Below are 4,526 nucleotides of genomic sequence, written 5' to 3'. Positions count from 1 at the left end.
ATCGAGTTCGCCGGCGAGATCACCGCCGAGCGGGCGCGCGCCATCCTGCGCGAGGCGCCCGGCTGCCTGGTCGTCGACAAGCATGAGGACGGCGGCTACATGACGCCCTACGAATCGGCCGGCGAGGACGCCACCTACATTTCGCGCATCCGCGAGGATCCGACGGTCGACAACGGCCTGAACATCTGGGTCGTCGCCGACAATCTGCGCAAGGGCGCGGCGCTGAACGCGATCCAGATCGCCGAACTGCTCGTCAATCGCGCCCTGATCCAGCCCAAGAGGCACGCGGCCTGACAGAACGCTCTAATCACAGGACGCTCTAGTCCTGCCGGCTCCTGCGCAACCGCTTTTCAAGCTGGCGCAGGGCGATCGACAGGGTGATCGTCAGCATCAGATAGATGTAGGCGACGATCGAATAGGTCTCGAAGAAACGAAACGAGCCGGACGCATAGACCTTTCCCATCTGGGTGATGTCGGCGACGCCGAGCACCGAGACGAGCGAGGAATCCTTGACCATGGCGACGAAATCATTGCCCAGCGGTGGCAGGATGGTGCGGATCGCTTGCGGAAAGACGATCAGGCCGAAGCGTTGCGTGCGTGACAGGCCGAGCGCCTCGGCCGCCTCGACCTGCCCCTTGTCGACGGCGAGGATGCCTGCCCGGAACACTTCGGCGATAAAGGCCGAATAACCGATCATAAGCGCCAGGATCGCGCGCCACAAAAGCGGAATGTCGCGCACCTGCCACGGCTCGGCGAGGCCAGCCTGCTGCAAGGGCCAGGTGACGGCGTTGATCAGCCAGATCAGCGCCGGTGCTCCGACAAAGGCGATGTAGAACAGCAGAACGATGATCGGCACGCCGCGGATCACCTCGACATGGAAACGGGCGATCTGGCGCAGGACGAGCGAGCCGGACAGCGCCATCAGCGCCAGCCCAAGGCCGAGCACGCTTGCCAGGCCAAAGCCGACGAGCGTGACGAAGACGGTAATCCGCACGCCACGCCAGACAGTGCGGAACACCTGGGCGTAAAGATCGCTCGTGACGATCACCACGGCGAGGCCGAGACCGATGATCACGATCGCCGCCAGCCACCAGGGAAAGTCCTTGTCGGGCGTCTCCTGCGCGGCTTCGGGCGGCGGCATGATCATGGGTCAACGCTGACCCGGCGGCGTCAACGCGGCAAGACCATACCCCGCACGCTTCATCTTAACCCCCACCTTTCATCCCTCCCCGCATGCCGGGGAGGGGCGGCCTCCGCTCCGCGCTCTGATCTTCGACCCGGATCTGGCGCCATGCCGGTGGCTTGGCGGTCCGCAAACGTCCCTCCTCCAGCACCCATGAGGGGATGCGGGGCGCGGGCGCTTCCTCATCAGGACGTCGGCGATGCCAGGGTCACCAGCCGCTCGATCTCCGGCATCAAAAGGCGGCGCATGATGTTCTCGTCGATCGGGCCGACATGCTTGTAGGCGATCACGCCGTCCGGGCCGACGATGAAGGTCTCGGGAACGCCGTCGACGCCCCTTTCGCGGGCCGCGCGGCCGTGGCCGTCGGCGCCGACGGCGTCATAGGGATTGCCGAGCTGGCGCAGGAAGCGGATCGCGTTGCCCGGCCTGTCCTTGTAGTTGAAGCCGATGATTCGGATGCGTTCGTCACTGGCCAGTTCCATCAGCCAGGGATGCTCCTCGCGGCAGGGCGCACACCAGGACCCCCAGACGTTCACCAGCGAAACGCTCCCCTCCAGCATGGCCGGGTCGAAGCCCGGCATGGGGTCGCCCTGTTGCGTGGTCATGCCCGCAATGGCGGGCAGCGGCGTGTGCGGCGCTGCCCGCCCGATCAGGGCCGAGGGCACCGTCGAGGCCACGCGGTCGGGCAACAGCAGCATGTAGGCGAAAACGCCGAACAGGCCCAGGACGACGATCGCCGCGGCCATGATCGGCCAGGAGATGCCGTTCGAACCCCTTGTGCCGGTTTCGCCCGCGCTCATGACCGGCCCGTCTCGCCGGTGTCGGAACGGCGGCGGAAGCCGGCCCTTTCGAGCCGTTCGAGTTCGCGCCGGGTCACCGCGCGATCGATGAGCAGCCATGCCAGCACCACCGCAAACACCAGCAGGCTCGCGCCATAGCTCAAAAGCACGAAGGCGGCGTGGCTCAGCATCGCCTAGCCCTGTTCGAGCACGGCCGTCGCCGGCGCGGACGCCGGCCCGCGCGCGCCGGCCCGGCGCATCGCCGCGCCGCGCCGGCGGCGCACCTCGTTGCGCATCGCCGTCAGGTGCATGGCGGCGAACAGCGCCATGAAGCCGAACGCGGTCACCATGAGCGGCCAGAGCATGGAGGCATGGATCGTCGGGCCGTCGAAACGGATCACCGAGGCGGGCTGGTGCAGCGTGTTCCATATGTCGACGGAGAACTTGATGATCGGAATGTTGATCGAGCCGACCAGAACGAGGATCGCGACCGGCCGCGCCGCGCGAGCCGGATCGTCCATGGCGCGTTGCAGGGCGAGGATGCCCAGATACATCAGCATCAGGATGAAGACAGACGTGAGCCGCGCGTCCCACACCCACCAGGTTCCCCACATGGGGCGCCCCCAAAGCGAGCCGGTGATCAGGCAGACCAGGGTGAAGGCCGCGCCGATCGGAGCGGCAGCGCGGATCGACACGTCCGCCAGCGGATGGCGCCAGATCAGAACACCCAGCGCCGAGGCGGCCATGACCGCGTAGGTGAACATGGAAATCCAAGCCGACGGCACATGGATGTACATGATCCGCACCGTCTCGCCCTGCTGATAGTCGAGCGGTGCGTTCCATGCCCAGACAAGGCCGCCCAATGTCCAAATGGCGGCGATGATCCAGATCCACGGAAGCAGGACGGCCGACAGGGCCATGAACCGTGTCGGGCTGGCAAGGCCGGACCAGAAGCCGGGCTTGGGTGTGGCGGCATCACTCATGATCCCGTTCTAGAGCGGGGCGCGTTGCCGCGCAATCGCTCCCGGACAAAGGGCCGCACATGGGCGCGCCCTCGATCCAATGATCCCAGGTCCTGATCAGCGCGCCGTGGCCATTGTCACGAACCGACCAGACACCGCCGCGCGGCGGGTCGTGAGTTTGATGGTCCTGACCATCGTTCCTGAGGCGTCTCCGGATGAAAAAAGCCCCGCATTGCGGGGCTTTGATCGTCACTGACATTTGACCGTCACTGACAAAGGATTTGTCATCGCCCGGCCTGCCAGTGGCCCTCGCCGAGCAGTCAGCCATCGCAAGACCGCCCCGCCTTGGGTGCTCCTTTATTCCCATTGGAACAGGATGCCGAAGTGGATTGTCAGCGTAAACCCTTCAATCCTGCATGCCCTTCAGCGCCAGGCCGGCGGCAAACGGGCCGAGCACGGCGAAGAACAGCGTCAGGGCGGCCAGGAATGACAGCGGCTGGACCAAGGGCGCGAAAGTCTCGACCGCGCCGAGCGTGGCCATCACGCCGAAGATCAGGACGGGGATGGTGAAGGGCAGGATGATCACCGAGACCAAGAGCCCGCCGCGCGGCAGCGACACGGCGACGGCGGCTCCCGCCGCGCCGATGAAGGTGATCGCCGGCGTGCCGATCAGAAGGGTCAGCGCGGTGGCGCCGATGGCCACCCCGCTCATGTTGAGCAAGAGGCCGAGCAGCGGCGTCACCAGCACCAGCGGCAGGCCGGTCACCAGCCAGTGGGCGACGCATTTGGCAAGCACGGTCAGCGCCAGCGGCGTCTCGTGCCGGCTCATCGCCAAAATGTCGAGCGCGCCGTCCTCATGGTCGATCCGGAACAGCCGTTCAAGGCCCAAAAGCGAGGCCAGAAGCGCGCCGGTCCACAGGACCGCCGGGCCGATGCGCCCGAGCAGATTGAGGTCCGGACCGATGGCGAAGGGCGCAACCGTGACCACGGCCAGATAGAACAGGATGCCGATCAGCGCGCCGCCGCCGGCGCGGATGCCGAGCCTGACGTCGCGGACGATCAGCGCGATCATGCGCCGGCCCCGGCGGTGAAGCGCAGCGTCCTCATGCCCGGCACCGCGATCGGCAGGTGTGTGGCGGCGACGGCGATGCCGCCCTCCGCGAGATGATCGGCGACAAGGGCCGCAAAGGCCGCCTCGGCGCCCCGGTCGAGGCCCGATGTCGGTTCGTCGAGCAGCCAGACCGGCTTTCGCGCAACGAACAGGCGGGCGATGGCGACGCGCCGGCGCTGGCCGGTCGACAGGTCGGAAAAGGGCGCATCGATCACATGCGCCAGCCCGACCCGATCGAGCGCGCCCTCGACGCTCTGCCAGGGCATGTCGCCGAAGCCCCGCCAGAAGGCAAGGTTTTCGCGCACCGTGAGCGCCGGCTTCATCGCGTTCAGCGGCGACAGGAAATGGGCATGGGCGGCGATCTCCGCCGGGCCGTCGCCGGCACCCTCGATGCGCGCCGAACCGGTCGCGGGACGCAGAAGGCCGGCCAGAACGCGCAGGAGCGTCGATTTGCCCGCCCCGTTCGGCCCGATCACCAGCATGCCCTGGCC

General features: G+C 67.1%; 7 protein-coding genes. 1 reads left to right on the top strand and 6 read right to left on the bottom strand.

The window, feature by feature from the left end:
• The coding region (locus AC5E6L_RS14300; protein WP_491774171.1) for an Asd/ArgC dimerization domain-containing protein at nucleotides 1-294 on the top strand (294 nt) is incomplete at its 5' end.
• Nucleotides 295-319: 25 nt separating this feature from the next.
• On the opposite strand, the gene AC5E6L_RS14295 is transcribed toward AC5E6L_RS14300, so the two are convergent.
• The 6 genes from AC5E6L_RS14295 to ccmA all read right to left on the bottom strand — a co-directional run bounded on the left by AC5E6L_RS14295 (nucleotide 320) and on the right by ccmA (nucleotide 4,517).
• Nucleotides 320-1,141 carry an amino acid ABC transporter permease gene (locus AC5E6L_RS14295; RefSeq protein ID WP_491774175.1) on the bottom strand — a complete coding sequence of 274 codons (822 nt, stop codon included), beginning with the start codon at nucleotides 1,139-1,141 and terminating at the stop codon, nucleotides 320-322.
• Nucleotides 1,142-1,368: 227 nt separating this feature from the next.
• Nucleotides 1,369-1,983 (bottom strand): DsbE family thiol:disulfide interchange protein, encoded by a 615-nt coding sequence (locus tag AC5E6L_RS14290; protein ID WP_491774169.1) that lies wholly within the window; start codon nucleotides 1,981-1,983, stop codon nucleotides 1,369-1,371.
• Nucleotides 1,980-2,153, bottom strand: coding sequence for a heme exporter protein CcmD (gene ccmD / locus AC5E6L_RS14285; protein ID WP_491229839.1), 174 nt, complete (start codon nucleotides 2,151-2,153; stop codon nucleotides 1,980-1,982). The genes AC5E6L_RS14290 and ccmD overlap by 4 nt, the downstream gene beginning before the upstream one ends.
• A 3-nt stretch (nucleotides 2,154-2,156) precedes the next feature.
• Complete coding sequence (locus AC5E6L_RS14280) at nucleotides 2,157-2,945, bottom strand: heme ABC transporter permease (protein WP_491229840.1); 789 nt, start codon at nucleotides 2,943-2,945, stop codon at nucleotides 2,157-2,159.
• A 385-nt stretch (nucleotides 2,946-3,330) separates the two neighbouring features.
• Nucleotides 3,331-3,996 carry a heme exporter protein CcmB gene (gene ccmB / locus AC5E6L_RS14275; protein WP_491774166.1) on the bottom strand — a complete coding sequence of 222 codons (666 nt, stop codon included), beginning with the start codon at nucleotides 3,994-3,996 and terminating at the stop codon, nucleotides 3,331-3,333.
• Nucleotides 3,993-4,517 (bottom strand): heme ABC exporter ATP-binding protein CcmA, encoded by a 525-nt coding sequence (ccmA, locus tag AC5E6L_RS14270; protein ID WP_491774173.1) that lies wholly within the window; start codon nucleotides 4,515-4,517, stop codon nucleotides 3,993-3,995. Before ccmA ends, ccmB begins: the two co-directional genes overlap by 4 nt.
• Nucleotides 4,518-4,526: the final 9 nt, after the last annotated feature.

It is taken from the genome of Roseitalea sp. (assembly GCF_984466335.1).
Note: the sequence above shows the minus strand (reverse complement) of the source record. Positions and strands in the feature narration are given on the sequence as shown.

Bases quoted from the DNA above. Each gene is read 5' to 3' on its own strand.
- AC5E6L_RS14295 (WP_491774175.1), bottom strand. From the start codon at position 1,141: ATGCCGCCGCCCGAAGCCGCGCAGGAGACGCCCGACAAGGACTTTCCC.
- AC5E6L_RS14290 (WP_491774169.1), bottom strand. From the start codon at position 1,983: ATGAGCGCGGGCGAAACCGGCACAAGGGGTTCGAACGGCATCTCCTGG.
- ccmD (WP_491229839.1), bottom strand. From the start codon at position 2,153: ATGCTGAGCCACGCCGCCTTCGTGCTTTTGAGCTATGGCGCGAGCCTG.
- AC5E6L_RS14280 (WP_491229840.1), bottom strand. From the start codon at position 2,945: ATGAGTGATGCCGCCACACCCAAGCCCGGCTTCTGGTCCGGCCTTGCC.
- ccmB (WP_491774166.1), bottom strand. From the start codon at position 3,996: ATGATCGCGCTGATCGTCCGCGACGTCAGGCTCGGCATCCGCGCCGGC.
- ccmA (WP_491774173.1), bottom strand. From the start codon at position 4,517: ATGCTGGTGATCGGGCCGAACGGGGCGGGCAAATCGACGCTCCTGCGC.